Origin of the sequence: Kribbella sp. NPDC050459 (assembly GCF_040655315.1) — a bacterium.
Classification (GTDB): domain Bacteria; phylum Actinomycetota; class Actinomycetes; order Propionibacteriales; family Kribbellaceae; genus Kribbella.
In genome coordinates this window covers 181,011-201,246 of the sequence record NZ_JBFAJQ010000005.1, presented here as the reverse complement: position 1 = coordinate 201,246, position 20,236 = coordinate 181,011, and the positions used below count along the sequence as shown (strand labels likewise).

19 protein-coding genes are annotated in these 20,236 nt (G+C 70.0%); 3 read left to right on the top strand and 16 right to left on the bottom strand.

The genetic code is table 11. The features are described from left to right. Positions 1–13 precede the first annotated feature (13 nt). From AB0I12_RS19745 to AB0I12_RS19730, 4 genes are read right to left on the bottom strand one after another with little or no spacing between them, the layout of a single operon-like run. Positions 14–1,834 (bottom strand): IlvD/Edd family dehydratase, encoded by a 1,821-nt coding sequence (locus AB0I12_RS19745; protein WP_359931455.1) that lies wholly within the window; start codon positions 1,832–1,834, stop codon positions 14–16. Continuing rightward, positions 1,831–3,282, bottom strand: coding sequence for an aldehyde dehydrogenase (NADP(+)) (locus AB0I12_RS19740; protein ID WP_359931452.1), 1,452 nt, complete (start codon positions 3,280–3,282; stop codon positions 1,831–1,833). Before AB0I12_RS19740 ends, AB0I12_RS19745 begins: the two co-directional genes overlap by 4 nt. Next, positions 3,279–4,172, bottom strand: coding sequence for a fumarylacetoacetate hydrolase family protein (locus tag AB0I12_RS19735; RefSeq protein WP_359931449.1), 894 nt, complete (start codon positions 4,170–4,172; stop codon positions 3,279–3,281). Before AB0I12_RS19735 ends, AB0I12_RS19740 begins: the two co-directional genes overlap by 4 nt. Before the next feature lie 29 nt (positions 4,173–4,201). Further along, on the bottom strand, positions 4,202–6,916 hold the full coding sequence (locus AB0I12_RS19730; protein ID WP_359931446.1) for a UxaA family hydrolase: 2,715 nt from the start codon (positions 6,914–6,916) through the stop codon (positions 4,202–4,204). Between the two features lie 117 nt (positions 6,917–7,033). On the opposite strand from AB0I12_RS19730, the gene AB0I12_RS19725 reads away from it, so the two are divergent. From AB0I12_RS19725 to AB0I12_RS19715, 3 genes are all read left to right on the top strand, one after another. Next, entirely contained in the window at positions 7,034–7,714 is a 681-nt protein-coding gene (locus AB0I12_RS19725; protein ID WP_359931443.1) for a GntR family transcriptional regulator, read from the top strand. Further along, complete coding sequence (locus tag AB0I12_RS19720) at positions 7,711–8,121, top strand: hypothetical protein (RefSeq protein ID WP_359931440.1); 411 nt, start codon at positions 7,711–7,713, stop codon at positions 8,119–8,121. Before AB0I12_RS19725 ends, AB0I12_RS19720 begins: the two co-directional genes overlap by 4 nt. 65 nt (positions 8,122–8,186) lie before the next feature. Then, positions 8,187–8,780 (top strand): hypothetical protein, encoded by a 594-nt coding sequence (locus AB0I12_RS19715; protein WP_359931437.1) that lies wholly within the window; start codon positions 8,187–8,189, stop codon positions 8,778–8,780. Here the strand turns inward: AB0I12_RS19715 and AB0I12_RS19710 are convergent. From AB0I12_RS19710 to AB0I12_RS19655, 12 genes are all read right to left on the bottom strand, one after another. Beyond that, positions 8,777–9,115, bottom strand: a complete 339-nt coding sequence (locus AB0I12_RS19710; protein ID WP_359931434.1) for a VOC family protein — start codon at positions 9,113–9,115, stop codon at positions 8,777–8,779. The genes AB0I12_RS19715 and AB0I12_RS19710 overlap by 4 nt on opposite strands. A gap of 35 nt (positions 9,116–9,150) precedes the next feature. Further along, on the bottom strand, positions 9,151–10,341 hold the full coding sequence (locus AB0I12_RS19705; RefSeq protein ID WP_359931431.1) for a Gfo/Idh/MocA family oxidoreductase: 1,191 nt from the start codon (positions 10,339–10,341) through the stop codon (positions 9,151–9,153). Between the two features lie 155 nt (positions 10,342–10,496). Continuing rightward, positions 10,497–11,171: a glycerophosphodiester phosphodiesterase family protein gene (locus AB0I12_RS19700; protein WP_359931428.1), complete on the bottom strand. Its 675-nt coding sequence runs from the start codon at positions 11,169–11,171 to the stop codon at positions 10,497–10,499. Next, on the bottom strand, positions 11,168–12,484 hold the full coding sequence (locus AB0I12_RS19695; protein WP_359931425.1) for an ABC transporter substrate-binding protein: 1,317 nt from the start codon (positions 12,482–12,484) through the stop codon (positions 11,168–11,170). The genes AB0I12_RS19700 and AB0I12_RS19695 overlap by 4 nt, the downstream gene beginning before the upstream one ends. 2 nt (positions 12,485–12,486) lie before the next feature. Further along, a complete protein-coding gene (locus tag AB0I12_RS19690) occupies positions 12,487–13,299 on the bottom strand; it encodes a carbohydrate ABC transporter permease (protein ID WP_359931422.1) in 813 nt (270 codons plus the stop codon). Continuing rightward, positions 13,296–14,246 carry a sugar ABC transporter permease gene (locus AB0I12_RS19685; protein WP_359931419.1) on the bottom strand — a complete coding sequence of 317 codons (951 nt, stop codon included), beginning with the start codon at positions 14,244–14,246 and terminating at the stop codon, positions 13,296–13,298. Before AB0I12_RS19685 ends, AB0I12_RS19690 begins: the two co-directional genes overlap by 4 nt. Then, complete coding sequence (locus AB0I12_RS19680; RefSeq protein ID WP_359931416.1) at positions 14,243–15,076, bottom strand: inositol monophosphatase family protein; 834 nt, start codon at positions 15,074–15,076, stop codon at positions 14,243–14,245. Before AB0I12_RS19680 ends, AB0I12_RS19685 begins: the two co-directional genes overlap by 4 nt. Before the next feature lie 41 nt (positions 15,077–15,117). After that, positions 15,118–16,497, bottom strand: a complete 1,380-nt coding sequence (locus AB0I12_RS19675) for an MFS transporter (protein ID WP_359931413.1) — start codon at positions 16,495–16,497, stop codon at positions 15,118–15,120. A gap of 85 nt (positions 16,498–16,582) precedes the next feature. Further along, positions 16,583–17,014 carry a MarR family transcriptional regulator gene (locus AB0I12_RS19670; RefSeq protein ID WP_359931410.1) on the bottom strand — a complete coding sequence of 144 codons (432 nt, stop codon included), beginning with the start codon at positions 17,012–17,014 and terminating at the stop codon, positions 16,583–16,585. A 22-nt stretch (positions 17,015–17,036) separates the two neighbouring features. After that, complete coding sequence (locus AB0I12_RS19665) at positions 17,037–17,732, bottom strand: MgtC/SapB family protein (protein WP_359931407.1); 696 nt, start codon at positions 17,730–17,732, stop codon at positions 17,037–17,039. Positions 17,733–17,753: 21 nt separating this feature from the next. Continuing rightward, positions 17,754–18,773 carry a 2-hydroxyacid dehydrogenase gene (locus tag AB0I12_RS19660; protein ID WP_359931404.1) on the bottom strand — a complete coding sequence of 340 codons (1,020 nt, stop codon included), beginning with the start codon at positions 18,771–18,773 and terminating at the stop codon, positions 17,754–17,756. Further along, positions 18,770–20,230, bottom strand: coding sequence for an FGGY family carbohydrate kinase (locus tag AB0I12_RS19655; protein WP_359931401.1), 1,461 nt, complete (start codon positions 20,228–20,230; stop codon positions 18,770–18,772). Before AB0I12_RS19655 ends, AB0I12_RS19660 begins: the two co-directional genes overlap by 4 nt. Positions 20,231–20,236 lie beyond the last annotated feature (6 nt).

The following is a 20,236-nucleotide window of genomic DNA, read 5'->3' as shown; positions in this document are numbered from 1 at the left end:
GGTCCCCAGGACATCAGTGGCTCTGGCGGGCTACGGCGGAGCCGGTGCGGCCGATGAGGAAGTCGAGGTCGCAGCCCTGGTTGGCCTGGGTCACGTGGTCGACGTAGAGACGGGCCCAGCCGCGGTCCGACGGCGGCGCCGGCGGCTGCCAGTCCGCCCGGCGCTTCTCCAGCTCCTCGTCCGGTACGTCGAGGTGCAGCCGCCGCGCCGGTACGTCGAGCTCGATCCAGTCCCCGGTCCGCACGAGCGCCAACGGCCCGCCCACGGCGGCCTCGGGCGTGACGTGCAGGACGACGGTCCCGTACGCCGTACCGCTCATCCGCGCGTCCGAGATCCGCACCATGTCGTCGACGCCGATCTCGGCGAGCTTGCGCGGGATCGTCATGTTGCCGACCTCGGGCATCCCCGGGTACCCGCGCGGCCCGGCGTTCTGCAGCACCAGCACGGTGTCCTCGTCGACGTCGAGATCCGGGTCCTCGACCGCCTTGTCGTACTCCTCGATGCTGCTGAACACCAGCGCCTTGCCGCGGTGCCGCGACAGCCGCTCGGACGCGGCCGACTGCTTGATGACCGCGCCGTCGGGGGCCAGATTCCCCTTCAGTACGGCGGTTCCCGCGCCGCTGCCGAGCGGGTCGCCGACCGGGCGGATGACGGCGTACGTCTCGCTGCCGGGCGCCGCGCCCGGGTACACCGCCTCGATCCGCTCGGCGTTCGCGACGTTCTCGCCGATCGTCCTGCCGGTGACCGTGATCGCGTCCGGCTTGAGCAGCGGCAGGATCTCCTTCAGCACCGCGGGCAGGCCGCCGGCGTAGTAGAAGTCCTCCATCAGGTACTTGCCCGAGGGCTGCAGGTCGACCAGCCACGGGACGCCGCGCGCCCACTCGTCGATGTCGTCCAGAGTCACGTCGACGCCGACCCGGCCGGCGATCGCGAGCAGGTGGATGACGAAGTTCGTCGACCCGCCGATCGCCGCGTTCGCGCGGACCGCGTTGGCGAACGCGTCCCGGGTGAGGATGTCGCTGATCTTCAGGTCTTCCTTGACCATCTCGACGATCCGCTGCCCGGACTTCTGTGCGATCACGTAGCGGCGCGAATCGACCGCGGGGATCGCCGCGGATCCGGTCAACTGCAGGCCGAGCGCCTCGGCCATGCAGGCCATCGTGGACGCCGTGCCCATCGTCATGCAGTGGCCGTTGCTGCGGGACTGGCCCGCCTCGGCCGCCGCGAAGTCCTCGGCCGACATCCGGCCGGCGTTGAGGTCCTGCGTGAACCGCCAGACCGCCGTACCGGAGCCGATGTCGCAGCCGCGGAATTTACCGTTCAACATGGGGCCGCCGGTGACGACGATCGTCGGCAGGTCGACACTCGCGGCGCCCATGATCGAGCCGGGCGTCGTCTTGTCGCAGCCGGTCAGCAGCACCACGCCGTCGAGCGGGTTCCCACGCAGCGACTCCTCGACGTCCATGCTGAGCAGGTTGCGGAACAGCATCGCGGTCGGCCGCAGCAGCGTCTCGCCGAGCGACATCACCGGGAACTCCAGCGGGAACCCGCCGGCCTGCCAGACCCCGCGCTTCACCGAGTCCGCGAGCCGGCGCAGGTGCGCGTTGCACGGCGTCAGCTCCGACCAGGTGTTGCAGATCCCGATCACCGGGCGCCCGTCGAAGGCTTCCTCGGAGAAGCCCTGCGACTTCATCCAGGACCGGTGGATGAAGCCGTTGCGGCCGTGCTCACCGAACCAGTGGTCGAAACTCCGCCGGCCGGTCGAGGCCGGGGCCGATTCGCCGGCCAGGACGCCGCCCTCGGCCGGGTCGTTCGTCGGGGGCACATCAGTCATCGCGACACCTCACCTGTGGTCACGGTTCCGTTCACCCGCCGGCTGATCCCGGCCGGGTTCGAGTCCTTCAGTACGTCGGGCAGCACCGCGTCCGGGGCGTCCTGGTACGCGACCGGGCGCTGGAACCGCCGGGCCGCCGTCACGCCGACGCTGGTGTGGATCGAGCCGACGCTCGACGGGAACGGGCCGCCGTGGTGCTGGGCCCACGACACGGCGACGCCGGTCGGCCAGCCGTTCCACAGCACGCGTCCCGCGCGGGCGGTCAGCAGCGGCAGGAGTTCCCGGGCCAGGTCGGCGTCCGAGTCCTCCGCGTGCAGCGTCGCGGTCAGGTTGCCTTCGAACGCCTCGAGCGCCTCGACGAGTTCGTCGCGGTCGCCGTACTCCACCACGATCGAGACCGGGCCGAAGCACTCCTCGAGGATCTCGTCACGGCGGGCCAGGAGCTCGGCGACGGTGGTCTGCAGGAGCGTCGCACCGCCGGACGCCAGCACGCGGACGCCGTCCACCTTCTCCAGCCGGTCGAGGCCGGAGGTGAAGCCGTCCTTGATGCGGTCGTTCAGCATCGGCGCCTGGGCGACGCCGCCGACGGCCTCGACGAGCTGGTCCTGCAGGCCGTGGCCGGCCGGGAGGAACAGCAGCCCCGGCTTGGTGCAGAACTGACCGACGCCGAGCGTGAACGAACCGACGTACCCGGTCGCGATGTCCTTGCCCCGGGCATCGATCGCGGCCTGAGTGACGAACACCGGGTTCAGGCTGCCGAGCTCGCCGTAGAACGGGATCGGCTCCGGGCGGGTCACCGCGATCTCGTGCAGGGCCTTGCCGGCCGGGACCGAGCCGGTGAAGCCGGCGGCGGTGATCCGCGGGTCCTTCAGCGCCGTGACGCCGACGTCGAAGCCCGAGATCAGGCCGAGCGTTCCCTCCGGCGCACCGGCCGCCGTCAGCGCCTCGATCATCACCTCGGCGGTGCGGACGGACAGCTCGGGGTGACCCGGGTGCGCCTTGACGATCACCGGGCAGCCCGCGGCGAGCGCCGACGCGGTGTCGCCGCCGCAGACGCTGAACGCGAACGGGAAGTTGCTCGCGGCGAAGACCAGCACGGGACCGAGCGGCACCAGCACGCGGCGCAGATCCGGCCGCGGCACCGGCTTGGCCTGCGGGTCCGACGTGTCGATGACGACCTCGAGCAGCGCCCCCTCTTCGAGGACGTCGGCGAACATCCGCAGCTGGCCGGTGCTGCGGGCGACCTCGCCGGTCAGCCGCGCCTCGGGCAGCGACGATTCCCGCATCGCGATCGGCACCAGCTCGCCGGCCGCCGCGTCCAGCGCGTCCGCGACGGCGCGGATCCAGCCGGCCCGGACTGCCGGCGCGGCCGCGCCGAAGGCGGGTGCGGCGGCGGTGGCCGCCGCGAGCGCCTGCTCGAGCTCGGCAGGCGTGGTGTCCTGGGTCATCGCGTTCCTTCCAGGTTGTCGGTGGCCAGGAACCCGAACGGTTCCTTGCCGGTGGCGACGGTGTTGGTCAGCGTGCCGACCTCGTCGATGGTGATCGTGATGACGTCACCCGCGGCCAGCGCGAAGTCCAGCTCGGGCACGATGCCGGTGCCGGTCGCGAGGATCACGCCGTCCGGGAAGTCGTTCGGCAGGAACAGGGCGTCGATCAGGTCCTGCAGCTCGCGCACCAGCTTCTCGGTGGACGTCGTACCGCGGAACACCTCCGCGTCGCCGCGGCGGATCACCAGGTCGACGGTGAGCGCCTTCGGGTTCGCGACCTCCCACGCCGGGCGGATCCCGGACGCCAGCGCACAGCCGCCCGCGAACAGCTTCGCCTGCGGTACGTACAGCGGGTTCACGCCTTCGATGGACCGCGAGCTCATGTCGTTGCAGACCGTGAAGCCGACGATCTCGCCGTGGCTGTTCGCGACGACGGCCAGCTCCGGCTCGGGGACGTCGTGGCCGGAGTCGGAGCGGATGCCGACCGGCTCTCCGTCCACGACCACGCGCCAGGCCGGCGCCTTCTGGAACAGCTCGGGCCGGTCGGCGGTGTAGACCTTGTCGTACACCGACTGCTCGCTGCTCTCCTCCATCCGGGCCCCGCGCGACCGCTCGTACGTGACGCCGGCGCACCACACCTCACCGCGGCCGTCGAGCGGCGGCAGGAACGTCAGTCCGTCGGCGGGAAGCGTCTCGCCGACCTTGTCCACCTCCGCCTGCAGTTCGGCGAGCGGGAGCCGGAGCAGTTCGGCGAACGTGTTGACGCCCTGCAGCGACGCCACCGTGTCCCCGGTGCGCACACCGGGAATCGGGCGGCCGTCGACCGGGGACAGATAACGGACCAAGTGCATGGAAGGGCCTCTCATTCAAAAAAGCACAGCTACATCGACGTACCGAGCAGACCGCGGGTGATCTGGAAACCTACGTTGCCGGAGGCAACAGCCTTGGGGACGAGCCGGCGGGAGGCAACGGCGGCGATCGTGTCGAGCGCGGTCCGCGCCTGCTCGGCCGCGTCGCCGGTGGCCACCGCGTCCAGGTCGTCGCCGTACGTCGCGACCGTCTCCGGGTCGTTGCTGAACTCGACGACCGGTACGAACCGCTGCGCCGACAGCGTGCCGCCGGCGACGTGCGCGAGGATCTGCTGGACACCCGTCGCGCCGAAACCGGTCGCGGTCTCCATCCAGTCCGTGCCCGGCATCCGCATCACGTGCCACCCCGGCTCGGCGAGCCGCTGCCCGTGCGCGATCGTCGGGCCGACCGGGTCCGTCGACCCGAACGCCGCCGTACGGAAGCCGTCGTGGGCCAGCAACCCGCCACGCGACGACAGTACGACGGAACCGCCGGAGCCCACGATCTCGCGGCCGGCCAGCGCCAGCGCCTCGGCGGTCGCGTCCGAGAGCGGGCCGCGCGCCTCCAGCCCGATCGTGAGCGCGCCGAGGTCGCCGTCCCGCGCGACCGGTGCGGGGATCCGGAAGCCGCTGAACCAGTCCTTGACCTTGCCGCCGACCGCGTCGAGGCCGCCGTCGGCCTGGATGCTCGCCCAGCCGAAGCGGGACGGATCCGCCCCGGCCTCGACCAGCCGGGACCGGAAGTAGTCGTTGTGGGTCTTCTCGCAGCCATGCTCGAGGAGCAGCGCCATGCGGGTGTTCGGGTGCAGGAGGTAGCCGAGCATGATCCGCGCGAACGTCTCCTCGGACGCGCCGCCGCTGCTGCCGCACCCTTCGGTGTGCGGGAGCGCGACCATCCGGGTGACGGCGTCACCGGCCCATTTCTCCAGCTCCGCCTGGGCCGCGATGCGCAGCGCGATCTGGCCGGAGCAGAGGCTGGTCGGCAGGATCAGGCCGACGGCCTCGGGGACCAGCCGGTCGTCGACCTCGAGGAGCTCGGTCCGCGTGCGGCCGTCGGAGGTCAGGCCGCGGTGCGGCAGGCCGTCGAGCGGAGCGTCGCGGTCCTCGCTCGGCAGGTCGGCGAGCTTGCGGCTCATCCGGCCGTCCGTGGTGATCGAGATACCTTCGCGCGGGCCGGTCTGCTTCCAGTTCCGCCAGATCGACACCTGGCTGTGGCCGGCCCGCTCGCCCGCGCTCTTCTCACCCGAGGCGACGCGGACGACCAGGTCGAAGGTCTCCGCGGTCAGGTCCGCCATCGACGTACCGGTCAGGTACTTGCCGGCGTCGACGTCCATCTCGGCGTGCAGCCGCTCGTACCTGGCGCTCGTGGTGACGAACTTCACCGTCGGCACGAACGGGAAGTTGGTGATCGACCCGTTGCCGGTGGTGAAGAAGATCAGGTTGCAGCCGCTGCCGATCTGGCCGGCCACCGACTCGAGGTCGTTGCCGGGGCTGTCCATGAAGATGTAGCCGTCGCCGGGCAGCGGTTCGCCGTAGTCGATGACGTGGTCGAGCCGGACCTCGCGCGGCAGCTTGCGGGCGGCGCCGATCGACTTCAGCACGATGTTGTAGAGCCCGCGGTACACGTTGCCGCCGGACGGGTTGCCCTCGGCGGTGTGGCCGTGCCAGCCGACGCGTTCCTTGAACGACTTGATCGTGGCCAGGAAGCGTTTGGCGGTCGCGAGGTCGCGGACGTTCTTCAGCACGTACGGCTCGGCGCCGATCAGCTCGTCGGTCTCCGCGAGCACCGCCGTCCCGCCGTGCCGGATGACCTCGGCGCTGACCTGACCCGCGAGCGGGTTGGCCGAGACGCCGGAGAAGGCGTCGGAGCCACCGCACTGCAGGGCGATCTTGAGATCCGCGAGCGGGACCTCCTCGCGCTGCTGCGCGTCGACGACCGGCAGCCACGGCTCGATCAGCGCACCGGCCGCGGTCAGGTCGTGCTCGAAGCCGCCCGCCCGGGTGAAGTACGCGTGCGGCACCTTGATCGACGGGTAACCGTGTTCGGCCATGAAGTTCTTGATCGCCTTGCCGGAGACCACGTCGCCCTCGGTGTCGATGACCAGGACGGCGCCGACGTTCGGGTTCAGCGTGAAGCCGGCCAGCGTGGCGAGCAGGAAGTGCAGGTTGTTCGGGACCTCGTCCTCGCCGCCCTCGGTGTGTGCCACCGGTACGACGCCGTCGCCGGCGGCCGCGCCGTCGAAGCGCCGGGCGAGCTCGGTGACGAACCCGCTGCTCCGCGAGCTGGTGGCCAGCAGTACGACGTGGTTCCGCGTCCCGGCCGGGCCCTGCGCACGGGGGTAGCCAAGGAAGGTCCCCGGCTGCTCGACGCTGGTCACCTGGGCGCCGAAGTGCAGCGCCGACTCGTCCAGCTCGAACGGGTCGAGCGGCTCGTTGGTCGCGCTCGGCTCCCCCGGCAGCCCGTCCACGCCGCGGGCGGTGACCGCGGCGAGGCTGGTCGGCGTACAGACGTAGTCGCCCGGGACGAGCTCCCGGGACGCCCGCGCGAACGCGGTGTTCCACGAGGTCAGCGCGGCACCGGTGGCGACCGGCGCGACCACGAACCGGTGGCCCTCGAGGACGGTGTGCGGCAGCGTGATCGTCGCACCGTCGAGCTCGACCTCGGTCCCGGCCTCCAGCCGGCGGGAAGCGATCGCGACGTTGTCACCGGGCTCGGGCAGGACGCCGATCTGTTCGAACCTCACCATTCGCGCCTTCCCTGGCTTGCTGGGGTCAGAATCGTGCATGATGCATGATTACCAGTGTTACCCTGCCGAAAACTGACCGGTGGGGTCAAGCCCGCGACCAGATTCCGGAGACACCAGATGAGCGAGTCCGTGGCACCGGTGGACCGGCGGCTGCTGCGCCGGCAGATGCTCGCCGACGACGTGTACGAGGCCATCAAGACGATGCTGATGGACCACGTCATCCGGCCCGGGGCGCGGATCTCGATCGACGGACTGGCCCGGGAGTTCCAGGTGTCGTCGACGCCGGTGCGCGAGGCGCTGGCCCGGCTGGAGTCGGAAGGGCTGGCGGTCAAGGAGCCGCTGAAGGGGTATCGCGCGACGCCGCTGCTCTCGCTCGAGGAGTTCGACGACCTCTACCGGTTCCGGCTCCTGCTCGAGCCCTGGGCGGCCCGGCGTGCGGCCGAGCTGATCTCCCCCGAGGGTGCGGAACGGCTGGGCGCCGAGCTCTCCAACGCGGTCGAGCCGACCTCGATCGACTACGCCGGCTACAAATCGCTGACCGCGCACGACAACCGGTTTCACTCGCTGATCGCGTCGTTGTCCGGCAGCGAGCAGGTTCGGCTGGCCTTCGAGCGGACCCACTGCCACCTGCACATCTTCCGGCTGCACTACGACCGCGACATCGGCCCGGAGGTCCTCACCGAACACCGCATGCTGGTCGAGGCGATCACGTCCGGCGATCCCGTCGCCGCCGAATCCGCGATGACCCGGCACATCGAGAACTCGATGACGCTGCGCCTGCGCCGCATCTACGAATGACCCGCCGCCCGTTCCCGCTCGCCGTACCCGCTGAACTGCGGCCGTACATCCTGGACTTCCACTGGGACCTCGAACTGCTGCACGGCCTCGACCTGCCCACGGTCTCGCTCCAGGTGGCCGACCTGGCCGATCACCTGGACCTCCCGTTCTGGGCGTATGACGGCCGGCCGTTCCAGGTCACGCCGCACCAGGTCGCCGCCGCGCCGGTCAGGTACCAGGAGCAGTACGCGCGGACCTTGGCCGCCGACCTCCGGCATCCGCTCGACGTCGTACGCCGGCCCGACGACAGCGTCACGATCCTCGACGGCGTCCATCGGCTGTTGCGGGCCGAGCTCGAAGGCCGGACGACGGTCGCCGGACGGGTGCTGCCGTGGAGCGAGCTGGACCGCATTGCCGTCCCTGTTTGACGCCCTCGGCGCCGGGCACCAAGGGGAGAATGGAACTGCCTGCGCCACGCCCTGTCCTGTGGCCGTTGCGTCCACTGGAATCCGCGGCCGTCTCCACCTCGTCCGACGAGAGCCGCACCCTCGTCACCATCACGCACTCACCACTCGAGCAAGTCACACCCGAGATGCTCGCGTGGTGGTACACCCATGTGCAGGGCGACATGCGGTACGCCGGCACGACCTGGCCGCGGTACCTGGTCTGGCACCCGCTCGACCACATCTCGTACGAGGCGACCACACCCGGCCGGATCGAACCGGGCGCCCGGCTGCACATCAAGGAAGCACTGGGGCGTGACCCGGCGATGCTGCTCGACCTGGAGGTCATGGTCGAGACCGTCGACAGCCAGTGCGCCGTGATCAGCAAGCGGATGCTCGGCAGCTCGATGGTCCGGCTCGAGAACGAGTTCACCCGCACCAGTTCAGGGTGCCGCTACACGACCCATCTGACGATCGGCGACACCACACCACTGGCCCGCCTGTTCCTCAACCGGACCGCCCACAAGCGCGCGTTCCCCGGCCCCAAGCTGTCCGCCTGGATCCGCCACCACGTCGAGGAGATCGGCAACCTGGAGAATTTCCTCCCGGACCTCTACCACTACCGCGCCGACCGCGAGCCCTAGCCGACCGGCGCCCCGCCGTACGAGACCTCGTTCCCGTCCGGGTCGAAGAACGTCGCATGCCGCACACCGTTCTCGTACGTCTCCCGCACCGCCGGCTCCAGACCACGCTCGGCGATCCCTTTGAGGGTGCCGTCGAAGTCCTCGACGAACAGCGTGTGCTGCGCATGCCCCGCATGCTCCGGCACCACCTCGATGTACAGGAACTGATGCTCCCCCAGTTCCCACACCGCCTCGACGTCGTTCGGCAGAAAACTCGGCGGTCCGCCCAGCAATTTCTCGTACCAGGCGACCGCCACGTCGTAGTCCTTCACGGAAACTCCGGCAAACAGATCCATACCGGATCGTAGCCGCCGGAGTCTCGTGCCCTCGGTCAGGCGGGGGCGTCGCCGTGGTCCGGGATTTCCAGCTGGACGCCGCCCTGGAGGGCGGACTGGTGGGCGTAGATGCCAGGGAGGGTGTAGCGGGCGGAGACCCAGGCGTTGATCGGCGGGAGGGTCTTGTCGGCGACCGCGCGGACGAAGTCGTCGGCGAGGAAGTGGTGGGAGCCCTCGTGGCCGTTGTGCAGGCCGGCGAACTCCTCCGGCAGGCGGGAGCGGTCGTGGACCGGGGACAGGCCGGACCGGAACGCGTCGCGCAGCGCGGGGTCGACGTTCTCGAGGTCGGCGTCGTCACCCGTCGCCTTGGTCTCCATCAGCTGCGAGACATCCTCGACGCCTTCCTTGTTCTGCCACAACGTCGTGGTGGCGAGCTGCTCGAAGCTGCCCTCGGTGCCGAACACCCGCAGCCGCGACTCGCGGATGTGCGACGGGTACCCGACACGGCGCATCTCGTTGGTCCGCATGATGCCGCCGTCGGCGAGCTTGAACAGCGCGGTCGCGTTCGAGAAGTCGTTGTCGAACTGGCTGACGTCCTTGTCGAACACACCGTCGCCGCGGTCGTCCTTGACGCCGATCGCCGACACGTGGGTGGCGTGCTGGCCGGTCACCGAGAGAACGTTGCCGACGGCATGCGTCGGGTAGAGCAGCGGCGGGAACGACGCGGTCTTCTTCCAGTCGTCGCCGCCGGAGTACTGGTACGCCGCGTAGAACCCGAGGTCCATGTCGTGGACGTAGTCGCCCTCGCTGTAGAACACCCGGCCGAACGCGCCGTCGGCGAGCTTCTGCCGGCAGTACACCGAGGACGGGTAGTAGTAGCTGGTCTCACCCATCATGTAGGTGAGCCCGGTCTCCTTGACCAGCTCGATGATGCGCGCGATCTGGTCGGCCTCGATCGCCATCGGGACCGTCGAGTACACGTGCTTGCCGGCCTCGAGCGCCTTGATCGCCATCTCGCCGTGCAGCCAGCGCTGGGTGAAGATCGCGACCGCGTCCACGTCCGACTCGAGCATCTCCTCGAACGACGTGTGCGTCACTGTGATGCCCTGCTTGGCGGCCATCTCCGCCGTGCGCTCCGGGATGACGTCGGTCAGCCGCACCTCGGACACGTCCGGGTGCGCGGACCACAGCCGCAGGAACGAAGGAGCGAACTGGCCGGCCCCGGCCACACCGATGCTGATTCCCATGCGGACTAGGCAATCACACATTTATGTTCCACGGAAGAACAAATTCGCACGTTGGAATGTGTGACCCACCTCGCATCGCCGCGACTTTGAGCACCGGTCAACCGTTTCGAGACGCTCAGGACGGTTGATCGGTGCTCAAAGTGTGGGCGGCCGGGTCAATCGCCGGGGAGGAGGTGAGGGTTGTCGGTGGTGATGCCGTCGACGCCCAGGGCGGTGGCTTCGGCGAGGGTGGCCGCGTCGGGGACCGGCCAGGCGGTGGCCAGTAGGCCGGCCGCGTGGATCTCGGCGATGCCCTCCGCGGTCAGCCCGGCGATGCCGCAGAGCGCCCACGAAGCGCCTGCCGCGCGGGTGCGGGCGATGACCTCCGCCATCTCCGGCGTCCGGCCGAAGATGTGCCCGGTCGTCACGTCCGGGAACGCCTCCCGGACGGCGAGCAGGATCTCCGGGTGGAACGACGTGACCAGGGTCCGCTCGGCCAGCGACCGGTCCGCCTTCAGCGACTGCGCGAGCAGCGGTACGGCGGCCTCCGCCTTCACCTCCGCCTGGAACCGGACGTCGATGGCGGCGACCGCCTCCGCCCAGGTCGGCACCTGCTCGCCGAGGCCCGCATCGAGCGCCCGCAGCTCGGCCAGCGTCAGCGAAGCCACCTCCCCCGTCCCGGAGGTGGTGCGGTCGACGGTGGCGTCGTGCATGATCACGAGCTCGCCGTCCGCACTCACCCGCAGGTCGAGCTCGATCTCGTCGCAGCCGTCCGCGACCGCCCGCCGGAACGAGCGCAGCGTGTTCTCCGGTTCCGTCCCGAGCGAACCCCGGTGGCCGGTGATGATCACAGAACCTTCTCCTCGTAGAGCCGTTGGACCTCGTCGCCGATCGCCTCGAGCCGGCGCGCGACCGAGGCGAACACCTTCTTCGGCTGCGCGTTGTCGGCGTAGATCTGCTGCAGCCCGGTGTAGATCTGGACGTTCGCGTTCCGCCCGTACAGCCGGATCGCGTCCTGTTGCCGGGCGTTCTCCAGTTGCGCGATCGCGACACCGTAGTTGGGCTGCTCCGCGATCAGCTTCTTCAGCTCGGCGTCCTCGCGGGCCTTGTTCACCACCGGCAGGTAGCCGGTCTGCGTCGTCCACCAGGCCGAGTTCTCCGGCGTGGCCAGGAACTGCAGGAAAGTCGCCGCGGCCTGTTTCCGTTCGGCGGAAATGTTCCGGAGCATCCCGATCCCGCCGCCGCCGGTGGCGATCCCGGCCGCGACCTCGGACGGGATGAACCCGGCGCCGACCTTGAACTTCGCCTTGTTGGTGATGGTCTTCATACCGCCGGTCGACTCCTGGATCACGCCGACCAGGCCGTTCGCGAAGTCCGTGCTCGGGCTGCTCGCCATGTACGCCGCCCCGAGCTCGTGCACCATCTCGCGCTGCCACTCGCCGGCCGCGACCGCCCCGGCCTCGTCGATCGTGACGTCGAGGCCCTTCGAGTACGCGCCGCCGAACTGCCACACGTTGCCCTGGAACTGCCAGTCGCCGTCGATCTTCGCGAACGCGATCGTCCGCAGCGACCGCCCGCCGGACTGCACCTTGGCCAGCTCGGGCACCCAGGACCGCAGCTCGCTCCAGGTCCGCGGCACCCGGTCCGGCAGCCCGGCCTTCGCGAACGCGTCCCGGTTGTAGTACATGATCGGCGTACTGCGGGCGAACGGCACCGCCCAGCTCTGCCCCTTCACGACGTACTCGCCGAACAGCTTCTGCTGGTAGACGCCAGGGCCGAACCCGTCGTTGAAGTAGCCGTTCAGCGGCTCGAGCGCCTCGTTCAGGAAGAACCGTTCCCAGGTGACGTCGGACAGGACGGCGAGGTCGGGCGCCTGCTTCGCGACCAGCGCGGCCGCGACCTTCTGCGCGACGTCGTCGTAGCTGCCCTGGAACTGCACCTCGACGTAGACGTCCTGCTGGGAGTCGTTGAACTTGGCAACGAGTTTGTCGACCGCCTTGCCATTCACGCCGCCGTACGGCGACCAGAAGACCACGCGGGTCCGCTTCTCGTACTTCGACGGCACCTCGCCGGCCGGCTGGGAATAGATCGCGTCCACGGAGCGGTAGCCGCAGCCCGCCAGGCCCAGCGCCGCGGTGACCCCGAGGAAAGTACGACGTCGCATGCTCATCCCTTCAGAGCTCCGGCCGTGATCCCGCCGACGATGTAGCGCTGCGCGACCAGGAAGATCAGCAGCATCGGCGCGAGCACCAGCAGCGTGCCGGCCATGATCGTGCCCCAGGCCGCCAGGCCTTCCTCGTCCTTGAGGATCAGCAACCCGACGGGCAGCGTCCGCATCGACGCGGTGTTGGTGACGATCAGGGGCCAGACGAAGTTGTTCCACTCCTCCACCGCGGTGATCACGACGACCGTGATCAGCATCGGCCGCGACATCGGGAGTACGACGCGCCACAAGGTGCGCAGGTGTCCCGCACCGTCGACCGCGGCCGCGTCCGTCACTTCGGTCGGCAGCGTGAGGAAGTGCTGCCGCATCAGGAACGTCGCGAACGCGGAGCCGATGCCGGGGATGATCAGCCCTGCGTACGAGTTGATCCAGCCGAGCGTCGCCACCGTCAGGTAGTTCGGCAGCAGGGTCACGTGGCCGGGCACCATCATCGCGCCGAGCACGGCGAAGAACAGGATCTTCTTGAACGGTAACCGCAGGTAGGCGAAGGCGTACGCCGTCAGCACGGCGTTGACCACCTTCAGCGCGGTCCCGATCACCGTGATGATCGTGGAGTTCAGGAAGAACCGGTCGAACGGCGCGGCCTTCCAGGCCAGGCTGAAGTTCTCCCAGGTCAGGTGCGGCCACCAGGCCGGCGGCCACTGGTAGATCTGCGTCGGCTGCTTGAACGCCGTGGACAGCAACCAGTACAGCGGTCCGAGGAACACGGCCGCCACACCGATCAGTACGACGTACTGGATCGCGCGTGTCTTCATCGGTAGTGCACCCGCCTCTCCATCACCCGGGCCTGCACGGTGGTGACGAGCAGCAGGATGACGAACATGATGATCGACAGCGTCGCCGCGCGGCCCGCGTTGAACGCCTGGAATCCCTCGTTGTAGATCGACCAGCTCAGCGTGGTGGTGGCATCACCAGGGCCGCCACCGGTCATCACCGCGATCACGTCGAAGGCCTGGAAGGTGCCGATCACCGTGGTGATCAGCAGGAAGAAGGTGATCGGCGCGAGCAGCGGCAGCTTGATCGACCGGAACCGCGTCCAGGTCGACGCGCCGTCGATCGCGGCCGCCTCGTCGAGCTCCTTCGGCAGGCCCTGCAGGCCGGCCAGGTAGATCAGCGCGGCGAACCCGATGTTCTTCCACAGGTACACGATGACGAGTCCCGGCAGCGCCCAGTCGGAGTTGTTCATCCAGTCCGGGGGCTCGGCGCCGAACGGCTCGATCAGCGCCCGCATCAGGCCGTACCCGGGGTCGAAGATGAACGCCCAGATGGTCGCGACCGCGGCGCCGGACAGGATGTGCGGCGCGAACGCGATCGTCCGGACCGCCCCGCGGCCCTTCAGCGGCAGGTTGAACAGGAACGCCAGCGCCAGCCCGATCACCAGGCTGCCGACCACGATCAGACCGGTGAACACGACCGTGATCCACAGCGTCTTGTGGAACGCCGGGTCGGCCAGCGTCCGGCCGTAGTTGGCCAGGCCCACGAACTTCGGGCGGGCGGCAATCATGTTCCAGTCGGTCAGGCTGAGGAACGCGTTGTAGATGATCGGCCAGTACGCGAAGACCGCGATCACCAGCAGGTTCGGCGCGACCAGCAGCGCGAACAGGCCGTACTCGCGCCGCCTCCGGCGCTTCCGCTGGTCAATGCCTTCGGCAATTGTTCGTTCGTCCGGATGAGTCCGGGCCGGCAGGTCTACTACCGTCATACCGACCTCCTAGTGAGTAACTCGTGAAGCGGGGCGGCCACCGAGGGGGCGGCGGCCAGGATGCCTTGTGGGAAAGCCGTTCCGGCGCCCCGTACGACGGTGGCGCCGGCCTCGCGGGCGATCAGCCCGCCGGCGGCGACGTCCCAGGGCTGGATCACGTGCTCGTAGTACGCGTCCGCCGTACCGTCGGCGACCGAACACAGGTCGAGCGCGGCGGAACCGCCGCGCCGGAGGTCGCGGACGGCGGGCAGCAAGTCTTGCAGAACGGCGGCCTGCTCGGCGCGCCGCTCCGGCAGGTACGAGAAGCCCGTGCACACCAACGCCGTCTCCAGTCGTGTCTGCCGCTCCAGGCCCAGTCGCAGCCCGCCGTACCAAACTGTTTGGTACGGCGTGCTGTCCGCGCGGTCCGCACCGGCGCCGCGGGCGGCGGACCAGGTGGTGCCTGTCCGCGGCTGGTGAACGACGCCGGCCAGCGCGCCGTCTTCGTCCTCGACGGCGATCGAGACACACCAGTCGGGGCGGCCGTACAGGTAATTGACGGTGCCGTCGAGAGGATCGATCACCCAGGTCAGCCCGGTGCTCGAAGGACGCGAAGCCCCTTCCTCACCGAGCAGACCGTCGTCGGGGCGAGCCGCGGTCAGACCGTCGGCAATCAGCTTCTCGGAGGCGCGGTCGGCCGCGCTGACCGGGTCGCTGGCCGAGCTTTTGGTCTCGACACCGGCCGCATCGATCGACAGACTCCGCTGACGGGCCAGGAGCTCCTCGCCCGCCTCGATCGCCAGCCGGACGGCCAGTTCACGCAGGTCAACGGGGTTCAGGGGAGCGGGCATGCCGGTGAAATTATCACCGAACGATGGTTACGTATAGAGAATCACTGTGATTTTCTCACGAAGATCACATCGAGAAGCAGAATCGTTGCAATCCCGCCGACCAGCAGGCCGAGCCGGTGCAGGCCCGAGTCGGTCGCCGGACCCGCGAAGACGATCGCGATCGCCGCGGCGGAGAGGTTCGCCCCGACGTACTGCGAGGTGCGGAACAGGCCCGCCGCGGCTCCGGTCGCCTCGGGCGGCGCGGCGCGGTAGACCGCCAACTGGTTGCCGAGCCCGTTGAAACCGTTGGGTATGCCGAGGATCGCGCTGATCAGCACCAACACGACGATCGGCGTACCGGCGTGGACTCCGAACGCGAGCGCGGCGCCGCCGAGCAGCAGACCGGCCGAGCCGACGAGCATGAGCAGGCGCGGCCCGTGGCGCCGGGCGAGGCGGGTGGCGATCGCGACGGTGATCGCACCGAGCGTGGCGATCGGCAGGACGACCAGGCCGACCTTCGTCGGGTCGAGACCCCGTCCCTGCTCGAGCCAGCCGGGCAGGCCGTAGAAGATCGCGTAGAACGCGACATACGTGAGCATGGTGCGCAGATAGCCGAGGGAGAGCGGTGCGCTGCGGGCGAGCAGGCGGACATCGACGAACGGCGTCGCGGAACGGCGTTCCCAGACGACGAAGACGACAGCGAGCGGGACGGCCGCGGCGAGCAGCCACCAGGTCGGGTCTGTGCTCAGCGAGAGCAGGACGAGCATCAGGCCGGTCATGGTGAGTGTGAAGAGGAGCAGCCCGACCAGGTCGATCTCGCGCCAGAGCTTGCGGGCGTCGCCCACCGGCCTGGGCGGGTCCTTGGGGACGAGACGCAGTACGGCGATGCCGGCGACCGCGGCCACCGGGAGATTGACGAGGAAGATCGCCTCCCAGTCGAAGGTGCCGACCAGGAACCCGCCGACGCTCGGGCCGAGCGCGGCCGAGGTCTGCGCGAAGACCGACAGCAGACCGAGCGCGCCGACCGCGGACGCCTCGCGGCGGTCGGCGATGCGGCGGATCATCGCGACCCCGGAAGGGAACTGCGCACCGGTCCCGATACCGAGCAGCACCCGCGCCACGATCAGCCAGCCCAGACTCGGCGCCAACGGGGCGAGGGCGGACACCAGCGCTACCAGCACGAGCCCGGTGAGGAACACGCGCCTCGCGCCGAGCAGATCAGCCAGCCTCCCGGCCGTCGGCGCCGACACCGCAGTCGCCAGGTACAACCCCGATACCAGCCACTGCGTCTCGGTCCCCGCGTGGAACTCCGCCCCGATCGACACCAGCGCAACCGCGATCATCGACGAGTTCAACGGCTGCAACAGCGTCCCGAGCCCCACCGACGCGGCGTACCTGTCCGGCACCCCCGCCACCCGAGCCTCCTCGACGACCTTCGTCACGCCGCACCGCCTCCTCCGAGGGGCACTTTGAGCACGCACCAACCATTTCGGCGGCCCGCAAACGGTTGGTGGGTGCTCAAAGACGTCATTGGGGGACCTCGGCGAGTTTGTCCATCAGGCGGGCGGCGAGGTGGAGGAGGTCCTGTTCGGTGGGAGTGAGAGTGGCATCCATGGCCTTGGCGAGGAAGGTGTCCCGGCGGCGACGGTCGTCGCGGACGAGGGTGGCGCCGGCGGCAGTGATCTCGAGGAGAACCTGCCGGCGATCGGCCGGATTATCAGCACGGCTGATCAAATCAGATGTGACCAGGTCGGCGGTCGCACGCATCATCGTCTGCGGCGTCACCCGCTCGGCAGCGGCCAGGTCGGCGTTGGTCATCGGGCCCTCGCGCTCCAGCCAGCCCAGAACGTTGAGCTGCGAGTAGCTCAGCTCCCCCTCAGGACGCTCCTGACGGAGCCGCCGGACGAGGCGGAACAGGCTGGTGCGGATCTCGTGCGCGGCAACCTCGGAGGCAGGCATACCATCAGCTTAGCTGATGACCTCAATCGTCGTCATCGTTCCGCAGCCGGACCCCGGTGACGCCGTCGAGGTCGTCGAGCGCGAGCACCAGGTTCTGCAGCGGGGCCCGCCCGGAGAATCGCATGGCCGCCCGCACCTGTGGCTGCGCCCCGTCCCGGTGCACCTCGGTCCCGAGCACCGACGCCTCGAACCCCATCGACGTGGCCGTCGCCAGGATCGACCGCAGTACGCCGGCGCCGTCGTCGTACCGCACGGTGACGATGCGACGCCGGTCCGGCGACGGCAGGAACCGCGCGAGCCGGGCGAACGGGCCGACCGCGACCAGGTGCAGGACGGTCGCGGCGACCGCGAGCACCGGCATCCCGGCGCCGCACGCCATCCCGATCGCGGCGGTCATCCAGATCGTCGCGGCCGTGGTCAGGCCGCGGACCACGTCGCGGCGCATGAAGATCACCCCGGCGCCGAGGAAGCCGACGCCGGAGACGATCTGGGCCGCGATCCGGGACGGGTCGAGATTGACCTCGGTCCCGAGGACGGCGCTGAAGCCGAAGCCGGACACCAGCGTGAACATCGCCGCCCCGGTGCCGACGAGTGTGTGGGTCCGCATCCCGGCGCTCTTCTGCCGCACCTGGCGCTCGATGCCGATCACCATCGACAGCACGAACGCGATCAGCAACAGCAGGAGTTCGGTCCAGGTGGTGGAGGTCGCCAACTTCATGATCCGTGTCCTGTTCCCCGCTCAGGCGGAGACCAGTCCGACGGGCTCCTTTCCGGCAAGGAAGGCGGCGACCGCCTCGGCGGCGATCGAACCGGCGCGGTGAGCGGTCTGCCGGGTGGCACCGGCCAGGTGCGGTGTCATCACGATGTTAGGCGCGGTCAGCAGCCGCGAACCGGCCGGGACCGGCTCGGCCGGGAAGACGTCGAACGCGGCCGAGCCGAGCTGCCCCGACTCCAGTGCGTCCACCGTCGCGTCGTAGTCGAGCAGCCCACCACGCGCTGTGTTCACCAGGACGGCGCCGCGGGGCATCGCGGCGATCTGCTCCGCACCGATCATCCCGCGGGTCTGATCGGTCAGGCGCGCGTGCAGGCTCACGACGTCCGACCGGCTCAGCAGGTCGTCGAGCTCCACCAGTTCGATTCCCGCGGGCGCCTCGTCGACGTACGGATCGGCGACCAGGACGCGGGCGCCGAAGGCCAGCAGCACGCGGGCGACCCGCTGGCCGATCGCGCCGTACCCGACGAGGCCGACGGTCGACCCGTCGAGCTCGATCCCGCACTCGTCGTACGCGTACAGGTCGGAGCGCCACTCGCCCTGCTCCAGCGTCCGCTGCAGCCGGGGAAGGTTGCGCAGGGCACCCATCATCAGCGCGACCGCGTGCTCGGCGGCGGCCACGGCGTTGCGGCCCGGCGTCGAGGCGACCGCGACGCCCCGCTCGGCGGCCGCGGCGAGGTTCACGTTCACCGGACCGCCCCGGCACACGACCAGGAAGCGCAGGTCCGGCGCGGCGTCCAGCACCCGCTCGGTGAACGGTCCCATCTGGGTGACCGCGAGCTCGACGCCGGCGAGCGCCTCGATCAGCTGGTCCTCCGCGTCGCTCGCCTCGTCCACCTCGGCCACCCGCCCGTACGGCGTCAGCGGCCAGGGCAGCGTGACCTCACCGAACTCGAACGCGACGTCCGGGATCGTGCGCAGCGCCGCGGCGAGCAGGTCGTTGCGTACGAAGTGGTCGCCGGCGAGCAGCGTCTTGACGGTTCTCATCGATCTCCTGAAAAGGTGGGTGCTGGGTCGGACCAGCGCGGGCGGGCCGACTCGATGCGGCGCAGGTAATGGGCGTAGCCGTCGGCGTAGAACGCGGCGCGGGCCGGGTCCGGGTCGATCTGACGGGTCTCGGCGATCCACTCGGCTCCGGCGCTGTCCGGATCGATCGCTCGTCGCGCGCAGATCACCGCACCGCGCGCGGCGACCTGCTCGGCCTCGGCCGTGTGCAACGGCGCGTTCAGCACGTCGGCGAGGATCTGCGTCCACTCGCTGCTCCGGGCCCCACCGCCGCACACCGTGACGCGGCCGATCCACCCTGCTGCTTCCAGGCAGTGGCGGGCGGCGTACGCGATGCCTTCGCAGGTCGCGCGCACCAGGTCGGCGGTCGTGGTGGACAGCGAGATGCCGTCGATCGTGCCGCGGGCGCGGGTGTCGACGAAGGGTGCGCGTTCACCGGCCTCGGACAGGTACGGCAGGACGGTCACGCCGGACGCGCCGGGCGGGCTGTCCGCCAGCAGGGACGGGAGTTGATCGGTGCCGACGCCGACCAGGGCCAGGACGCGGTCGAGTGCTGCCGTACCGACCATCGCGGGCATCGCGCGGAGCCAGACGCCCGGCGTCCACGTGCCGAGGAACAGGCCGGCGGGTTCGCCGTCGACGGGCAACTCTCGCGTGACGACCTGGCAGGCAAGTGTCGTGCCGACGGTCAGCAGCGCGTCGCCGGGCTCGGTCACACCGGCGCCCGCCGCCGCGGCCGGGAGGTCATACGGGCCCGCGGACACCCGAGTCCCGGCCGCCATGCCGGTCGAGTCGTCCCGCAACTCCCCCACCGGACCAGCAGCAGCAACCGGCGCCAGCAGGTCCCGCACCTCGGACAGACCGGTGGCCGCCAACGCCTCGTCGTCGTACTCCCCGGTCCTGGGATCGAGAAAGGGCGCCGAGGCATCGGAGACATCTGTCGCCCGTACGCCGGTCAGCGCCTGCATCACCACGTCCTTGCAGTACGCCGCCGTGCCGGCCCGCTCGATCACGTCGGGCTCTTCGGCGAGCACCGCGGCCAGCAACGGGCCGGACGCTCCCGGAAACATCCGGTTTCCGGAACGCCGGAACACGTGTTCCGCAACCCCGTCCGCGGTCCACCGCTCGAGGATGCCGCTGCTCCGCGCATCCAGCCACGAGATCGCCGGACGGGTCGGCGTACCGTCGGCGTCGACCAGCCACAACCCGTCACCCTGAGCGGTGATGGCGAGGACGTCGGGGCGGGCTCCCACCGCGGCGGCCAGCTCACTGACCACCTCGTTGACCGAAGCAACTATTTCCGACGTCTCGTGCTCGAACCGCCCGGTGCTGCGGTGCAACAGCCGGGTCGGCCGCGATGCCTCGGCCAGCGGCCGGCCGTCGGCGCTGAACGCGACTGCCTTCGTGACGGTGGTGCCGACGTCAACGCCAACGTCCATACACGC